At 60.8% G+C, this 17,016-nt stretch carries 14 protein-coding genes and 1 pseudogene; 7 read left to right on the forward strand and 8 right to left on the reverse strand.

Going from position 1 to position 17,016, the window contains the following annotated elements:
• Nucleotides 1-716: pseudogene (gene tapW / locus BN1137_RS21680) on the reverse strand (type IVa pilus ATPase TapW); the annotation flags it as partial.
• Between the two features lie 58 nt (nt 717-774).
• Entirely contained in the window at nt 775-1,131 is a 357-nt protein-coding gene (locus tag BN1137_RS00545) for a DMT family protein (RefSeq protein WP_050716730.1), read from the reverse strand.
• 112 nt (nt 1,132-1,243) lie between these two features.
• Here BN1137_RS00545 and BN1137_RS00550 point away from each other — a divergent pair, with 112 nt between their 5' ends.
• The 3 genes from BN1137_RS00550 (at nt 1,244) to BN1137_RS00560 (ending at nt 3,804) form a co-directional block, all read left to right on the forward strand.
• Complete coding sequence (locus BN1137_RS00550; RefSeq protein WP_050716731.1) at nt 1,244-1,975, forward strand: substrate-binding periplasmic protein; 732 nt, start codon at nt 1,244-1,246, stop codon at nt 1,973-1,975.
• An 85-nt stretch (nt 1,976-2,060) separates the two neighbouring features.
• Nucleotides 2,061-3,062: a vitamin B12 ABC transporter permease BtuC gene (btuC, locus tag BN1137_RS00555; RefSeq protein WP_050716732.1), complete on the forward strand. Its 1,002-nt coding sequence runs from the start codon at nt 2,061-2,063 to the stop codon at nt 3,060-3,062.
• Nucleotides 3,049-3,804 (forward strand): ATP-binding cassette domain-containing protein, encoded by a 756-nt coding sequence (locus BN1137_RS00560; protein WP_408605519.1) that lies wholly within the window; start codon nt 3,049-3,051, stop codon nt 3,802-3,804. Before btuC ends, BN1137_RS00560 begins: the two co-directional genes overlap by 14 nt.
• A gap of 18 nt (nt 3,805-3,822) precedes the next feature.
• Here the strand turns inward: BN1137_RS00560 and aac(6') are convergent, their stop codons facing one another.
• The gene (aac(6'), locus tag BN1137_RS00565) at nt 3,823-4,281 is read right to left on the reverse strand and encodes an aminoglycoside 6'-N-acetyltransferase (protein ID WP_050716733.1); all 459 of its coding nucleotides are present in this window, start codon (nt 4,279-4,281) and stop codon (nt 3,823-3,825) included.
• A gap of 7 nt (nt 4,282-4,288) precedes the next feature.
• Complete coding sequence (locus BN1137_RS00570; protein ID WP_050716734.1) at nt 4,289-5,353, reverse strand: 3-deoxy-7-phosphoheptulonate synthase; 1,065 nt, start codon at nt 5,351-5,353, stop codon at nt 4,289-4,291.
• A gap of 167 nt (nt 5,354-5,520) precedes the next feature.
• Here BN1137_RS00570 and BN1137_RS00575 point away from each other — a divergent pair, with 167 nt between their 5' ends.
• A complete protein-coding gene (locus tag BN1137_RS00575; protein ID WP_050716735.1) occupies nt 5,521-5,901 on the forward strand; it encodes a diacylglycerol kinase in 381 nt (126 codons plus the stop codon).
• A 205-nt stretch (nt 5,902-6,106) separates the two neighbouring features.
• Here the strand turns inward: BN1137_RS00575 and serA are convergent, their stop codons facing one another.
• From serA to BN1137_RS00595, 4 genes are all read right to left on the reverse strand, one after another.
• Nucleotides 6,107-7,339 (reverse strand): phosphoglycerate dehydrogenase, encoded by a 1,233-nt coding sequence (serA, locus tag BN1137_RS00580; protein WP_050716736.1) that lies wholly within the window; start codon nt 7,337-7,339, stop codon nt 6,107-6,109.
• Between the two features lie 269 nt (nt 7,340-7,608).
• The gene (rpiA, locus tag BN1137_RS00585; RefSeq protein WP_050716737.1) at nt 7,609-8,265 is read right to left on the reverse strand and encodes a ribose-5-phosphate isomerase RpiA; all 657 of its coding nucleotides are present in this window, start codon (nt 8,263-8,265) and stop codon (nt 7,609-7,611) included.
• Between the two features lie 198 nt (nt 8,266-8,463).
• Entirely contained in the window at nt 8,464-9,069 is a 606-nt protein-coding gene (locus BN1137_RS00590) for a 5-formyltetrahydrofolate cyclo-ligase (protein WP_050716738.1), read from the reverse strand.
• A 260-nt stretch (nt 9,070-9,329) separates the two neighbouring features.
• Nucleotides 9,330-10,676, reverse strand: a complete 1,347-nt coding sequence (locus tag BN1137_RS00595) for a Na+/H+ antiporter NhaC family protein (protein WP_050716739.1) — start codon at nt 10,674-10,676, stop codon at nt 9,330-9,332.
• A 319-nt stretch (nt 10,677-10,995) separates the two neighbouring features.
• Here BN1137_RS00595 and dapB point away from each other — a divergent pair, with 319 nt between their 5' ends.
• The 3 genes from dapB to carB all read left to right on the forward strand — a co-directional run bounded on the left by dapB (nt 10,996) and on the right by carB (nt 16,836).
• Nucleotides 10,996-11,808: a 4-hydroxy-tetrahydrodipicolinate reductase gene (dapB, locus tag BN1137_RS00600; protein ID WP_050716740.1), complete on the forward strand. Its 813-nt coding sequence runs from the start codon at nt 10,996-10,998 to the stop codon at nt 11,806-11,808.
• A gap of 650 nt (nt 11,809-12,458) precedes the next feature.
• Nucleotides 12,459-13,595: a glutamine-hydrolyzing carbamoyl-phosphate synthase small subunit gene (gene carA / locus BN1137_RS00605; protein WP_050716741.1), complete on the forward strand. Its 1,137-nt coding sequence runs from the start codon at nt 12,459-12,461 to the stop codon at nt 13,593-13,595.
• 16 nt (nt 13,596-13,611) lie between these two features.
• Nucleotides 13,612-16,836, forward strand: a complete 3,225-nt coding sequence (gene carB / locus BN1137_RS00610; protein ID WP_050716742.1) for a carbamoyl-phosphate synthase large subunit — start codon at nt 13,612-13,614, stop codon at nt 16,834-16,836.
• Nucleotides 16,837-17,016 lie beyond the last annotated feature (180 nt).

The following is a 17,016-nucleotide window of genomic DNA, read 5'->3' on the forward strand; positions in this document are numbered from 1 at the left end:
CGATCCAGCGCCTGGTTGGCGTTGTTGGCATGCAGGGTGGAGATGGCCAGGTGGCCGGTCTCCGAGAAGGCCAGGGCATGCTCCATGGTCTCGCGGTCGCGAATTTCACCGATGAGGATCACATCCGGCGCCTGGCGCAGGGTATTTTTCAGCGCCGCGTGGAAGCTGCGGGTGTCCACCCCCACCTCCCGCTGGTTGATGATGCTCTTGCGGTGGCGATGAACGAACTCCACCGGATCCTCGATGGTGATGATGTGGCCGCTGTGGTTGCGGTTGCGATGGTCGATGAGGGCCGCCAGCGAGGTGGATTTGCCCGAGCCCGTGCCGCCGACGAACAGCACCAGGCCGCGTTTCTCCATGATGGTGTCGAGCAGCACGGGGGGCAGTTTGAGATCCTCGAAGCGGGGGATCTCGGTCTTGATGTTGCGCGCCACCAGGGAAACATCGTTGCGCTGCTTGAAGATGTTGACCCGAAAGCGACCCACCTGCGGCAGGGAGATGGCAAGGTTCATCTCCAGCTCCTTCTCGAACTGCTGCTTCTGTTCAAGATCCATGATGCTGTCGGCGATCCTGGCCACCTCGCCCGGCTCGAGGGGGGTCTCGGTCAGGGCGCGCAGGGCGCCGTTGAACTTGGCGCAGGGCGGCGCACCGGTAGAGAGATAGAGATCGGAGCCATCCTGCTTGGCCAGGACCTGTAGCATGTCGCGCAATTCCATGTTTTGCCTCGTCGCTCAAAGGGATGCGATGGTTGTCAATGTGCTTGAGTGTACCCTGTCAGGCGCCGGTGAGTTTCTCGCGAAACACAAAAAACACCGCCCCCATGATGCACAGGCCGGCCCAGAGGTAATCCCACTTCAGATCTTCTTTCAGATAGAAGACGGAGAAGGGCACGAACACCGTCAGGGTGATCACCTCCTGCAGGATCTTGAGCTGGCCGACCGACAGCACGGTGTGGCCGATGCGGTTGGCAGGCACCTGCAACAGGTACTCAAACAGTGCGATGCCCCAGCTCACCAGGGCGGCGATGATCCAGGGTTTGTGATTCATGCTCTTGAGATGGGCATACCAGGCGAAGGTCATGAAGACGTTGCTACAGATCAGCAAACCTATGCTGGTGACGATTGGGTTCATTAGGTTCTCCTTTGAAATCATTCGCATTTTATCTCGACTGCATGGGTTTCCATAAGTGGGGCTTAAGGGTATTTTTACCTGACAAGGATGAAGTAACCAAGGTTGGACACGGATGGGCAAGGCAAGCTGGGGTGTGCTTGGTCTGCTGTTTAGCTGCCTGGCGCATGGCGCGCCGACGCTGACGGTGGTGACCGATGTGTGGCCACCGTTTCGCATGCTGGCGCAGGATAATCAGTTTTACGGTCTGGATATCGACATCTTGCGCAGGCTGCAGGCCCGCAGCGGCATTCAGCTGGTGCTCAAACAGGTGCCATGGGGGCGGGCGCTCAAGCAGATGCAGACCGGCCAGGCCGACTTGATGATAGGGCTGGCCCGAACCCCGGAGCGGGCCCTGTTCGTCGATTACCTGCAACCGGCCTACTACCAGTGCCAGCCTGCCTTCTATGGCAAGCCGGCGGCGGTGGCCGCCCTGCACCGTTATGAGGATCTCAAGGGCAAGGAGGTGGGCTTTGTGCTCAACTCGGCCTATTTCGCCCCCTTCGATGACGACAGCGAGATCGACAAGCACGGTGTGCCCACCGAAGATCAGCTGCAACGCATGGTGGAGCGTGGCCATCTGCCGCTGATGATAGGCACCGACTGCCAGGTGGATTATGCCCTGAGCCAGCGCAACGAGGCGGGTCTGGTCAAGGCGGATTACCGTCCGCCCTACCCGGTGATGCTCTATCTGGGGCTGAGCAAGCACTCACCCCATCAGGCGCTCAGGCAGCCATTGGCGCAGGCCTTGCAGGAGATGATGGCCAGCGGCGAGATAGCGGCGCTGGCGCAGACCTACCATCCTTGACCTTGGGTGGCAACTCGCTGTTATCATGCACCTTTCACACCTGCTTCCGGTTCGGACAGGTCGCGTCTCATTTCGGGGATCCTGCTTGTATCTCGCTCTCGTCCAACGCCAGCAGCGCTGGCAGCGCTATTGGCTGCTCGGCCTGTCGTTGCTGGCCCTCTCCCTGTTTGTGCTCTCCCTCGTCTGGGGCGAATTCCTGCTGCTGCCCTGGCAGCCCCTGAGTGACATGGAGCAGCGCATCTTGCTGGAGCTGCGGTTGCCGCGCGCCTTGCTGGCTTTGCTGGCGGGAGCGGCGCTCGCCTGTGGCGGCGCCGTGCTGCAGGTGATGCTGCACAATCCGGTGGCCGAGCCCGGCCTGCTCGGCGTCTCGAGTGGTGCCGGCCTCGCCGCCATGGTGGCGATGGCGGTGGCGAAATCCCTCGGGGTCTACCTGCCGGGCTGGGGCCTCTCATTGGCGGCCTTCGGCGGCGCCCTGCTGGTGACCATGCTGCTGATCCGGCTCGCGCGCCGGGCCCGGCTTGGCCATACCCGGCTGCTGCTGTTCGGGGTCGCCATCGGCATCCTCACCAACGCCGCCATGACCTGGCTGATGTACTTCGCCGACGACGCCTCCTTGCGCGAATTCATGTTCTGGATGATGGGCAGCCTCTCCTATGGCAGCCAGCAACTGAACTGGTGGTGGCTGGTGCTGCCGCTGACTCTGGGCTGGCTTGGTTTGCAGGGCAGGGCCTTGCAACAGCTGTTGCTGGGGGAGACCCAGGCCCGGCTGATGGGGCTGGATGTGGACAAGGTGCGGGTGCAACTGGTGCTGGCGGTCTGCCTGCTCACCGGCCTCGCGGTCTCTCTGTGCGGTGTCATCGGTTTCGTCGGCCTGGTGGTGCCCCACCTGCTGCGCCTCTGTGGTGGCAGCGATCAACGCTTCCTACTGCCCGCCTCGGCGCTCGGCGGCGGCGCCCTGCTGCTTGGCGCCGATCTGGTCGCCCGCTCGGCCCTGAGTGCCGGTGAGCTGCCCATCGGCGTCATCACCGCCTCGGTCGGGGCGCCGCTCTTTATCTATCTGCTGTTGAGGCAAGATGCCGATGCTTGAGACAAACCGGCTTTGCGTGCCCGAACGTCTGGCACCGCTCACCCTGAATTGGCAGGGCGGTCAGCTGGTGGCGCTGCTCGGTCCCAACGGCAGTGGCAAGTCGACCCTGCTCGGTGCCCTGGCTGGCACTGTTTCTGCAGAGGGGGATGTGCTGCTTGATGGGCAATCCATCTCGCTGATGAGCTGGCCAGAGCTTGCCAGGCAGCGTGCCATGCTGCCCCAGCGCCAGCCTCAGCTGTTTCATATTCCGGTGTTTCAGGTGCTGAGCTTAGGGTTGGATGAGTCGGCCGAGCCCGCCCTGCGCAATCAGGCGGTGGCGGATCTGTGCGCCGCGCTGGAGCTCGATGCCTTGCTGGCGCGGGATTTTAGCCGCCTCTCCGGCGGCGAGCAGCAGCGGGTGCTGATCGCCCGCACCCTGTTGCAGCTGTGGCCCAGTCTCAATCCGGCGGGACGGGTGCTGCTGCTAGACGAGCCGCTGGCCGGGTTGGACTTGCATCATCAGCTCGCCCTGCTGCGACTGCTGAAAACCCTGACCCGGCAGGGGCTGCTGGTAGTTGTCTCCATCCACGACATCAATCTGGCCATCGACTGGGGGGATCGCATCCTCTGTCTGCAACAGGGTCAGCTGGTGGGCGAGGGGGGGGTCGACATCATCGATCAGGCGCTGCTGGAGAGGGTGTTTCAGATCAAGACGGATCGCATTGAGGCGGCCGGCCGGGTCTGGTTTATGCCGAGCCTGTAATGGACAAAGGCCCTGGCGTCAGCCGAGGGCCTTTTTGAAGAAGACGACCCGCTCCGTTTCGCAGAAACCGAGCCGCTCATGCATTCGCTGTGAGGGGAGGTTGTCGATGGCGGCATCGGAGGCGAGCTCGCGGCAACCCTGTTCACGGCCCCACTGCGCCACCTGGGCTATCAAGGCACGGGCCAGCCCGTGCTGGCGCTGCGCCGGTTGCACATACACTCCTTCCAGATAGACCACAGGGCTGCTCTCGCAGCCATTCACGTAATCCTGGCGCAGGGCTGCATCGGCAAAAGCCACCGCCTGATCCTGCTCGTCCAGCGCCAGAAAGGCGTTGAGACGGGCATTGGCCAGCATCTCGCGCCCCTCCTGCTGATGGGCGCCGAGCCCATGGTGTGGCCAGAGTTGCTGGCGCAGGGTTGCCCACTGCGCCAGCCGTGCCTCATCGAGAGGCACTATCCGCCAGGCGGTCTCTGTCATGCCGGGCTCAGCCCTGCTGCTTGGCAAGGCGCACCTGGGCGGCTTCTGCCAGCATGGCCAGCAGAGTCTCGGTGTCGCTCCACGACAGGCAGGCATCGGTGATGCTCTGGCCGAAGGTGGCGGCGCAGCCGTTCTCCACGTCCTGACGGCCTTCCACCAGGAAGCTCTCGGCCATGATGCCGGCGATGCCGGTGCGGCCGCGGCGCAGCTGATCGCAAATATCCTGCGCCACCAGCAACTGGCGGCGGTGATCCTTCATGCTGTTGCCGTGGCTGAAATCCACCACCAACCGCTCGGGTAGACCCACGTCGGCCAGGGCTTCGCAGGCCTCGTCGACACTGGCGGTGTCGTAGTTGGGCCTGTGGCCGCCACGCAGGATCACGTGACCATAAGGGTTGCCGGCGGTGCGGTAGATGGTCATCTTGCCGTCCTTGTCCGGGGAATAGAAGATGTGGCTGTGGCGGGCTGCGCGCACCGCATCGATGGCGATGCGGGTGTTGCCGTCGGTGCCGTTCTTGAAGCCGACCGGGCAGGAGAGGGCGGAAGCCATCTCGCGGTGCACCTGGGATTCGGTGGTGCGCGCGCCGATGGCGCCCCAGGTGATGAGATCGCTGATGTACTGGCCGGTCACCATGTCGAGGAACTCGGTGGCGGTGGGCATGCCCATCTCGTTGATGTCGACCAAGAGGTTACGGGCCAGTTTCAACCCCTCGTTGACATCGAAGCTGCCATCCAGGCGCGGATCGTTGATCAGCCCCTTCCAGCCGACGATGGTGCGCGGCTTCTCGAAATAGGTGCGCATGACGACGCACAGGCTGCCCTTGTACTGCTCGCGCAGGACGTTGAGGCGCTGGGCGTATTCGCGGGCGGCGGCGGGATCATGGATGGAGCAGGGGCCGACGATGACCAGCAGGCGCTGATCTTCACCGGCCAGAATGGCTTCTACATCGCGGCGGGCATCCAGCAAATTCTGGGCAACGGTGTCGTTTAACGGGAAGGCGTGCGCGAGTTCGCTCGGAGTGATCAGGGACTCCAGACGGCGGGTGCGCAATTCATCTGTGTGAATGGACATACGACTCAATTCTCGGGTGGTGGCGTGGACTGTCGTTTGACGGGCAATGACGAATACAGTGCCAAAAAATGCAAGGAGATAAAATAAAGCAAAACACGTCCGATGGAAACCTTGGCGGGCTCTGCTAGGATGTGAGCCCAAAAGCCATTTCAAATGAGGTAGTTATTGTGGCAAAGCCAGGCGCGACCGGGGTCACCCGCATCATCAACGCAACCGGTTACAGCATGAAAGGACTCAAGTCAGCCTGGATCAACGAGGCCGCCTTCCGCCAAGAACTGGTGCTTGTGCTGCTGCTGATGCCACTGGCCTTCTGGATCGGGGACTCCCTCAACCAGGTCCTGCTGCTTATCGTCATCAGCTGGCTGGTGGTGATCGTCGAGGTGCTCAACTCCGCCATTGAGGCGGTGGTGGACAGGGTCGGCTCCGAACATCATGAACTGTCGGGTCGGGCCAAGGATCTCGGCTCCGCCGCCGTCTTTATCGCTCTGGCGCTCAATGCCCTGGTGTGGGGCGCCCTTATCGGCCGCAACCTGCTGGGCTGGTGGTAGAGCACATAATCTGCGCGGGTGAGTTTGTTCCCTCTCCTTTGGGAGAGGGCAGGGTGAGGGAAGACTCTTCTCGCCCCTCATCCCCGACCCTTCTCCCGCGAGGGGAGAAGGGAGCAGAAGAGGCCGACAACATCCAGGCTCCGCATCATAAAAAAGCCCGTCATGACGACGGGCTTTTTGTTGGCTGAGCGCTGGGCTCAGTACATCAATGCAGGATCCGCGCGCGGATGGTGCCATTGATCTCCTTGAGCTTGGCGAGCGCCTTCTCGCTGTGCTCTGTCTCCACGTCGATCACCACGTAACCGATGTGGCTGCTGGTCTGCAGGTATTGACCGGCGATGTTGATGCCCTCGTCGGCGAAGATCTGGTTGATCTGGTTCATGACGCCCGGCTGGTTGCGGTGAATGTGCAGCAGACGGCTGGAGCCCTTGTGACCGGGCAGTGAGACTTCCGGGAAGTTGACGGCAGAGAGGGTGGAGCCGTTGTCGGAGTATTTGACCAGCTTGTTGGCTACCTCCAGCCCGATGTTCTCCTGCGCTTCCTGGGTGGAGCCGCCGATGTGCGGGGTCAGGATCACGTTGTCCAGACCACGCAGCGGGGTCAGGAACTCCTCGTCGTTGGAGGTGGGCTCGACGGGGAAGACGTCGATGGCGGCGCCGGAGAGGTGACCGCTTTTGATGACGTCGGCCAGGGCCTCAATGTCCACCACTGTGCCGCGGGAGGCGTTGATGAAGATGGCGCCCGGTTTCATCATGCGCAGTTGCTCGGCACCGATCAAATCCTTGGTGGAGGCGGTTTCCGGCACGTGCAGGCTGATGACATCAGACATGTTGAGCAGTTCCACCAGGTTCGGCACCTGAATGGCGTTGCCGAGCGACAGCTTGTTCTCGATGTCGTAGTAGTAGACCTTCATGCCGATCATCTCGGCGATGATGCCAAGCTGGGTACCGATGTGGCCATAGCCGATGATGCCGAGCTTCTTGCCGCGAGCCTCTACCGAGCGGTTGGCGAGCTTCTCCCACACACCGCGATGGCACTTGGCGTTCTTCTCCGGGATGCCGCGCAGCAGCAGCAGGATCTCCCCCAGCACCAGCTCGGCCACGGAACGGGTGTTGGAGAAGGGGGCGTTGAAGACCGGGATGCCGCGCACATGGGCGGCGTCGAGGGCGACCTGGTTGGTACCGATGCAGAAGCAGCCGATGGCGACCAGCTTGCCGGCGGCGTCCAGTACCTTCTCGGTCAGCTGGGTGCGCGAGCGCAGGCCGACGAAGTGCACGTCGCGAATGCGTTCGATCAGATCCGCCTCCGACAGCGAGGTCTTGAGGTACTCCACGTTGGTGTAACCGGCAGCCCTAAACGTCTCTACCGTGTTGAGGTGAACCCCCTCCAGCAGCAGCACCTTGATTTTATCCTTGTCCAGCGAAAACTTGGCTGTCATGACGATCCCTCTGTTTTATAGATATGTGCGAAAAACGGTGCAGGTATGCGATGTGAAGAAAACCGTAAAGTAGCAAAAACGTGCGGGAGAGGGAATATTTGTGACGAAAGTCAAATTCTTTGAAGTTTTCAACGATAGTTGTAGACGATACTTTGCAACTCGTTGAGGCATAAACAGAAACGGCGCCATCAGGCGCCGTTTCTTATGCTCGCTGTGATAATGGGTCACTCACCGCTTAGGCGGGCTGAGCACATCACCACAAAACATGCTTACTCGTTGGTGATCACGCCTTCCGGGGTACCGATCAGCACCACGTCTGCACCACGGTGGGCGAACAACCCGTTGGTGACCACGCCGACGATGGCGTTGAGCTGCACTTCCAGCGCTTTGGCGTCGTGAATGGCCATGCCCTTGACGTCGAGGATGATGTTGCCGTTATCGGTGATCACCCCTTCACGCCACACCGGGTTGCCGCCGAGCTTCTTGATCTCGCGGGCCACGTATTCGCGGGCCATGGGGATCACTTCCACCGGCAGCGGGAAGGTGCCGAGCACCGGCACCGTCTTGGTGTTGTCGATGATGCAGATGAACTTGTCGGCCACGGCGGCGACAATCTTCTCGCGGGTCAGGGCCGCGCCACCGCCCTTGATCATGTCACGGCTGGCGTTGATCTCGTCGGCGCCATCCACGTAAACGGAGAGGGCATCAATGTCGTTGAGATCGAACACGGGGATGCCAAAGCCTTTAAGACGCTCGGTGGAGGCGACGGAGCTCGATACCGCACCCTTGATCTCGTCCTTCATGGTCGCCAGCGCGTCGATGAAGTGATTGACGGTAGAGCCGGTGCCGACCCCGACGATGGTGCCGGGGATCACGTACTTGAGCGCAGCCCAACCGGCCGCCTTCTTCATTTCATCTTGAGTCATGATGGATCCTTATGGAAAAAAGCGGGCGCATTATATCCAAGCATCCTCGTGAGAGCGACCGCCTCGCTCACGTTCCGGGCCAAAAAGTCACAAGATGTAAATCGTTTGCCTGTTTATTGGGCATGGGATTATGCGGCAGTCGAAAATATCGCCAGGAAGGGGGGCAGGCAGTGACCTTGACCACCACAGACCCGCCTGTCAGGCAAAGTCCCAGCAGCGAGTGGGGGTGATAATTTGCGGCAGTGGCACGTCCCACTGCTCCTTTGGCACCGCATCCACCTGCTGGCAGTCGTGGGCGATGCCCAGCGGCCTTGGGCCTAGCCTGTGCTCGTGCCAGTCGGCCAAGGTGCGATCGTAATAGCCACCGCCCATGCCGAGCCGGTTGCCTGCCGCATCGAAGGCCACCAGCGGGGTGCAGATGATGTCTAGCGCGCCGTGGGGGATGACCTGCTGCATGTCGAGTTCGGGCTCGGGGATGCCGAAGCGGTTGCGGGTCATGGGGCTGGTGGCGGTGTAGCGCTGAAACAGCAGCTGTCCTGGGGCGCCTGGGTGCAACACCGGCAGGTAGACCTCCTGTTGCCGGGCCCAGAGCCAGTGGATCGCGGGCAGGGGGTCGAGTTCGCCGTCATTGGTCAGATAGAGGGCGATGCGGCGGGCCGCCAGGATCCCGGCATGCTCTTTGAAACGTGCTACTAGCTGCTGGGCGGCTGCCTGCTGCTGGGCCTGACTCAGGTGCTTTCTGCGCAGGCGAATGAGCTGGCGCAGGGCTTGGCGTGGGTCGGGTTGCGCTGCGGTATCCGGCATGGGGGCTCCTGATAGGGGTAAAGACTGGGGTTACCTTAACAAGGGCATGGTGGGATGGAAAGCGGGGGGAGGGTCAGCGATGCTGGCCGAGTCACAGGGACCCGGCCAATGACGGGCGCTGCCTGGCGGCAGCGCCCGTTATCGATGCGTGGATACTCAGGCGGCTTGGCGCTGCTCAGTGGTGCTTTGGGTCTGATGCTTGATAAAGACGGCGATCAGGGCGGCCAGGGCCAGTGCTCATCAGCGATAGAAGCTGATGCTCAGGCTGCTTGGCGCTGCTCGGTGGCGCCCCGGGTCTGATGCTTGATAAAGACGGCGACCAGGGCGGCCAGGGCCAGTGCCATGGGGTAGAAGCTCATGCTCACCACCGCCAGCGGCGACAGTGCAAAGATGGAGCCGAGCAGCAGCGCCTGGGCGCCCCAGGGGATGAGCCCCTGCACCACGCAGGAGAAGATATCCAGCATGGAGGCGGCGCGGCGCGGGGTGACCCCGTGTTGCTCCGCCAGGTCTCGCGCCACCTTGCTCGCCACTATGATGGCGACGGTGTTGTTGGCGGTGCAGAGGTTGGTGAGGCTCACCACCCCGGCGATGCCGAGTTCGGCTGCCTTCTCGTTTTGCTCACCCTGGTGGGCACGGGTGAAACGAGCGATCAGGGCCGCGATGCGGGCGCTGATCCAGGCAAGCCCCCCCTGGCGCTCCATCAGGGCGCCGAGCCCGCCGATCAGCATGGAGAGCAAGAAGATCTCCTGCATGCTGGTGAAGCCCTGATAGATATCCTTGCTGAACTGGCCGAGGGGATAACCCCCGACAAGCCCCACGGCGCCGGCGGCCAGGATGCCGATTCCCAGCACCACGAACACGTTCATGCCCGCCAGTGCCAGCACCAGGATCAGCACATAAGGCATCACCTTGAGCAGGTCCGCACTGGCGGTGGAGGCGGGGGCGTCGCCGGTGGAGCCCAGCAGCAGATAGAGCAGGATCACCAGCACGGCGGCAGGGGCGGCAATCTTGACGTTCTCGCGAAACTTGTCCTTCATCTCGCAGCCCTGGCTGCGGGTCGCGGCGATGGTGGTGTCGGAGATGATGGAGAGGTTGTCACCAAACATGGCGCCGGAGAGGATGGTGCCCGCCATCAGCACAGGGTTGATGCCGGTCACCTGGGCCACCCCGAGCGCCACCGGCGCGATGGCGCCTATGGTGCCCATGGAGGTACCCATGGCGGTAGCGATAAAGGCAGAGATGAGGAACAGACCCGGCAGCAGGAACCAGCCAGGGATGAGCGAGAGCCCCAATGCCACAGTGGCATCCACCCCGCCGGTGGCCTTGGCCACGGTGGCGAAGGCGCCCGCCAGCAGATAGATGAGGCACATGGCCATGATGTTGCTGTCACCGACCCCCTTGAAGAAGGTCTCAAGATTCTGGTTGAAGCCTTCTTTGCCGAGCATCAGCGCCAGCATGACGGCGGGCAGAGCGGCGACGGGCGCGGGCAGCTGGTAGAAGGCGAATTCGACCCCCTGCAGGGTCAGCCAGGTGCCGGTACCGATGAAGAGAGCAAGAAAGACCAGCAGGGGCAGCAGGGCCTTGGCACTGGGTTGGGTCTGGATCATGTGTTCCTCTGTGGTTGAACATGACCTCCCTGTCGCAGCCAGCCCGAATAAATCAAGGAATGAGCGTGGCGGGCTTCCTGCCGCTGTGGGGCGACCACAGTAGTGAGTCGGGGTCAGTCGGTCAAGATAGACGTCCAGATGGATAGTTTTATTTACCTCATGATTTTGTATTTCTAATTAAATCCGTTTGATATTCGGAATTAATGAAGGTGTTCTGTCTATTTGACGGCGCCGAAACGGCGGTGACGGCAGGCTTTTCAAAGCGGGCGCAGGCTGGTAAAACGGTCATCTTTCCATAAAAACAGATGAGAGGGTGGAGATGGACAATCCGATCCGTGTGGCCGTGATGGGCTGTAATGGTCGTATGGGCAAGGTGTTGCTGGAAGCCATCACCAACGCCGAGGGCGTGGTGGTCGGGGCGGCGCTGGAGCGACCGGGCTCGCCACTGATCGGTCTGGATGCCGGTGAGCTTAACGGCCTTGGCAAGCTGGGCGTTGCTATTAGCGACAGCCTGGACAAGGTACGTGAGGATTTTGATCTCATCATCGATTTCACTCGCCCCGAGGTGACCCTGGCGAACCTGGCGTTCGCCCTGGCGCACGACAAGCAGATGGTGATCGGCACCACCGGCTTTGATGACGCGGGCAAGGCGGCCCTGGCGGCGGCGGGTGAGAAGATTGGCATCGTCTTCGCGTCCAACTACTCGGTGGGGGTCAACCTGGTGTTCAAGCTGCTGGAGCAGGCCGCCAAGGTGATGGGGGATTACACCGACATCGAGATCATCGAGGGGCACCACAGACACAAGGTGGACGCACCGTCCGGCACCGCGCTTTCCATGGGGGAAGTGGTGGCCAAGACGCTCGGACGTGACTTGAAAGAGTGCGCCGTGTACGGCCGCGAGGGGATCACCGGCGAACGGGATCGCAACACCATCGGCTTTGCCACCATTCGCGCCGGCGATCTGGTGGGGGAGCACACCGTGATGTTCGCCGACATCGGCGAGCGAGTGGAGATAAGCCACAAGGCCTCCAGCCGTCTCACCTTCGCCAATGGCGCCGTGCGGGCAGGCAAGTGGCTGCGCCACCAGTCTGCCGGGCTCTACGACATGCAGGATGTGCTCAACTTGAAGTAAGCCAGGTTCGGCGGCACTGTTGCATGACGCCACCTGCGTTGCCAGACCCCGGTTCGCCGGGGTTTTTTGTATAAATGGCCATTTGGTTATTTTTTTTATACGAACAAGGCTAAATTCCATCTTTATCCAACCATCCCCAGCCCCGCATTGCGAAAATGTCATCAAAGGGTAACGAGACAAGGCTCTGATCCTGCTTGTCGTGCTATTTTTTTACATTTCACAAAAAGACTAAAAATTCAAAACAAGAAAAACGTTTTCCACCCTTTGCGATTATTGAAACGGCATTGAATTGGCGTTTTTATGATGATTTAAATGTATTATTTGTTTTTTAACTTGCTGTTTTTAATCTATTTTATCTCGATTGTTGTCACTTGAGTGGGAAGTTATGGCAATCTTGCCTCCAGTTTTTTGTTTTCTTTTTCATCGAGGGGTTGCAAAGCAAGTTAGTGCATAGATAATGGGTAATGTTGCCTTTTTATTGAATTTAGATGCATTTAAAACGAGAAAAGACGTTGAAAAGCGATCATTTTTAAGTAGAATGCGCCCAATTTGCCAGAAATCTGCCGGGTTTTAGCCCTGTTTCAAACAGCGCAAGGCCCGCAACACCCAGGTAAATTGCTGAATTTAAAGCTAAATAACTGGAGGTTGTCTTGAATCACACTGCATTGCTAGTGCTGGAAGATGGAACTGTGTTTAAAGGCGTGTCGATAGGCGCCGAGGGATGTTCCGTTGGTGAAGTGGTTTTCAATACGTCGATGACGGGTTATCAGGAAATCCTTACCGATCCCTCTTACTCCCGTCAGATAGTCACCCTCACTTACCCCCATATAGGCAACACCGGCACCAACAGCGAAGATGAAGAGTCCAGTCAAATCCACGCTCAGGGATTGATCATCCGGGACCTTCCGATACTTGCCTCCAATTTCCGCAATCAGCAATCCCTCTCCGATTACCTCAAGTCTCACAACATCGTTGGCATCGCCGACATCGACACCCGCAAACTGACCCGCATCCTGCGCGAAAAAGGCGCCCTGGCTGGCTGCATCCTGGCCGGCAAGCAGATCGATGAAGCGCACGCTCTTGAACAGGCGCGCGCCTTCCCCGGTCTCAAGGGGATGGATCTCGCCAAGGAAGTGACCGTCAACGAAGCCTACAGCTGGACCGAAGGCAGCTGGCAGCTGGGCGAGGGGCACATCACCCCGCCGGCCGATGCGCTCAAATATCACGTGGTGGCCTACGACTTTGGCGTCAAGCGCAACATCTTGCGCATGCTGGTGGACCGTGGCTGCCGCCTGACCGTGGTGCCGGCCAAGACCCCGGCCGCCGAGGTGCTGGCGATGAATCCCGATGGCATCTTCCTCTCCAACGGCCCGGGGGATCCCGCGCCCTGCGACTACGCCATCGAAGCCATCAAGGCCTTCCTTAATACCAATACCCCGGTGTTCGGTATCTGCCTCGGTCACCAATTGCTGGGTCTGGCCTCCGGCGCCGAGACGGTGAAAATGAAATTCGGTCACCACGGCGCCAACCACCCGGTGAAGAGCCTCGACGACAACACCGTGATGATCACCGCCCAGAACCACGGTTTCGCGGTCGATGAGCACAATCTGCCGGATTGCCTGCGTGCCACCCACGTCTCCCTGTTCGACGGCTCCTTGCAAGGTATTCACCGCACCGATCGGCCGGCCTTCAGCTTCCAGGGTCACCCGGAAGCGAGCCCAGGCCCGCACGACTGTGCCGGTTTGTTCGACCACTTTATTGAATTGATCAAGCAGTATCGCGCTTAAGAGGAAAAGAGAAGCCATGCCAAAACGTAACGACCTACAGAGCATCCTGATCCTCGGCGCCGGCCCCATCGTCATCGGTCAGGCCTGCGAATTTGACTACTCCGGCGCCCAGGCCTGCAAAGCCCTGCGCGAGGAGGGCTACCGCGTCATCCTGGTGAACTCCAACCCGGCCACCATCATGACCGACCCCGAGATGGCCGATGCGACCTACATCGAACCCATCACCTGGGAAGTGGTACGCGAGATCATCAAGAAAGAGCGCCCGGATGCCGTGCTGCCCACCATGGGTGGCCAGACTGCGCTGAACTGCGCACTGGATCTGGAAAAGCACGGCGTGCTGGCGGAATTCGGGGTCGAGATGATCGGCGCCACCGCCGATGCCATCGACAAGGCAGAAGATCGCCGCCGCTTCGATATCGCCATGAAGAGCATTGGTCTGGCGTGCCCGCGCGCCGGCATCGCCCACAACATGGAAGAGGCCTGGGGCGTGCAGCAGATGGTCGGCTTCCCCTGCATCATCCGTCCCTCCTTTACCATGGGTGGCTCCGGTGGCGGCATCGCCTACAACACCGAGGAGTTCGTCGAGATCTGCGAGCGCGGTCTGGATCTCTCCCCCACCAAAGAGCTGCTCATCGATGAGTCGCTGATCGGCTGGAAAGAGTACGAGATGGAAGTGGTGCGGGATCGCAACGACAACTGCATCATCGTCTGCACCATCGAAAACTTCGACCCCATGGGTATCCACACCGGTGACTCCATCACGGTCGCGCCAGCCCAGACGCTGACCGACAAGGAGTTCCAGATCATGCGCAACGCCTCCATGGCGATACTGCGCGAGATCGGGGTCGAGACCGGTGGCTCCAACGTCCAGTTCGGCATCAACCCGAAAGATGGCCGCATGGTCATCATCGAGATGAACCCGCGGGTGTCTCGCTCCTCCGCGCTGGCCTCCAAGGCGACCGGTTTCCCCATCGCCAAGATCGCCGCCAAGCTCGCCATCGGTTACACCCTGGACGAGCTGATGAACGACATCACCGGTGGTCGTACCCCGGCCTCCTTCGAGCCGGCCATCGACTACGTGGTCACCAAGGTGCCGCGTTTCAACTTTGAGAAATTTGCTGGCGCCAACGACCGTCTCACCACCCAGATGAAGTCGGTCGGTGAAGTGATGGCCATTGGCCGCAACTTCCAGGAGTCCCTGCACAAGGCCCTGCGCAGCCTCGAAACTGGCAAGACCGGCTTCGATCCCATGGTGGACCTCAATGCCCCGGACTCCCTGACCCGCATCCGCCACGAGCTGCAAGACGCTGGCTGCGACCGGATCTGGTACATCGCCGATGCGTTCCGCGCCGGTCTCTCCATGGACGGCATCTTCAAGCTGACCAAGATTGACCCCTGGTTCCTTGTGCAGATAGAAGATCTGGTGAAACTCGAAGAGCAGGTGAAAGAGCGTGGCATGGCCGGACTCGATAGCGATTTCCTGCGCGCCTTGAAGCGCAAGGGCTTCGCAGACGCGCGACTGGCCAAGATCCTCGGCGTGGCCGAGGGTGAGCTGCGCAAATTGCGCGCCCGCCACAACATCTTCCCGATCTACAAGCGGGTCGATACCTGTGCGGCCGAATTCGCCACCAACACCGCCTACATGTACTCCAGCTATGACGAGGAGTGCGAAGCGGCGCCGAGCAACCGTGACAAGATCATGATCATCGGCGGCGGCCCGAACCGTATCGGTCAGGGCATCGAGTTCGACTACTGCTGTGTGCACGCGGCGCTGGCCCTGCGCGAAGACGGCTACGAGACCATCATGGTCAACTGCAACCCGGAGACCGTCTCCACCGATTATGACACCTCGGACCGCCTCTACTTCGAGCCGGTGACCCTGGAAGACGTGCTGGAAATCGTGCGCATCGAAAAGCCCAAGGGCGTGATTGTGCAGTACGGTGGCCAGACCCCGCTGAAGCTGGCCCGCGCCCTGGAGGCGAACGGTGTGCCGGTGATTGGCACCAGCCCGGATGCCATCGACCGCGCCGAAGACCGCGAGCGCTTCCAGTCTGCGGTTGAGCGCCTCGGCCTCAAGCAGCCGGAAAACGGCACCGTCACTACCCTGGAGCAGGCCGTACTGACCGCCGAGCGCATCACTTACCCGCTGGTGGTGCGTCCTTCCTACGTGCTGGGCGGCCGCGCCATGGAAATCGTCTATGACGAGACCGACCTGCGCCGCTACTTCACCGAAGCCGTGAGTGTCTCCAACGAATCGCCCGTGCTGCTGGACCGTTTCCTCGACGACGCCACCGAGGTGGATGTCGACGCCATCTGTGACGGCGTTGATGTGGTCATCGGCGGCATCATGGAGCATATCGAGCAGGCCGGTATCCACTCCGGTGACTCCGGTTGTTCCCTGCCGCCCTACACCTTGTCCAAGAAGATTCAGGACGAGATGCGCGAGCAGGTACGGAAATTGGCGCTAGAGCTCGGCGTGGTCGGCCTGATGAACGTGCAGTTCGCGGTCAAGGAAGAGGACATCTATCTCATCGAGGTGAACCCGCGCGCCGCCCGTACCGTGCCCTTCGTCTCCAAGGCGACCGGTGCGCCGCTGGCCAAGATTGCCGCCCGGGTGATGGCGGGTCAGTCTCTGCGCGCTCAGGGCTTTACCCAGGAGATCATCCCGCCTTACTACTCGGTGAAAGAGGTAGTATTGCCCTTCGCCAAGTTCCCGGGGGTGGATCCGTTGCTGGGGCCAGAGATGCGCTCCACCGGTGAAGTGATGGGGGTCGGCAGCAGCTTCGCCGAGGCCTATGCCAAGGCTCAGTTGGGTGCCAGCAATGCCGTGCCCAAAGAGGGCCGCGCCCTCCTGTCCGTGCGTCACAGCGACAAGGCGCAGGTGGTTGATTTGGCCGCCAAGTTGCTGGAGCTGGGCTATGAGCTCGACGCCACCCACGGCACCGCGGTGGCGCTGGGCGAGGCGAGCATCAACCCGCGCCTGGTCAACAAGGTACATGAGGGTCGTCCGCACATTCTGGATCGCATCAAGAACGGCGAGTACACCTACATCGTCAACACCGCCGAAGGGCGGGTAGCGATTCAGGACTCCAAGCAGCTGCGCCGCGCCGCCTTGCAGCACAAGGTGGCTTATACCACCACCCTGAATGAGGCGTTCGCCACCTGCATGGCCATCAGCGTCGATGCCACCGCCAACGTGAACTCGGTGCAAGAGCTGCATCAGAAAGTGAAGAACCGCTAAGCGTACGCAAAAAGGAGCGGGAAACCATCCCGTCATCCTTGATGTGCACCCTAAAACCCCGCCAGCGATGGCGGGGTTTTTGTTTTTAGGGGGCCGCGAGAATATCGTGAAATCGAAGGAGAGATGAAGACGGTATGTCGCCACTTATGGGTGAAACAAACCCTTTATGTAATAAAAAAT

It is taken from the genome of Aeromonas tecta, assembly GCF_000820185.1.
Lineage (GTDB): Bacteria > Pseudomonadota > Gammaproteobacteria > Enterobacterales > Aeromonadaceae > Aeromonas > Aeromonas tecta.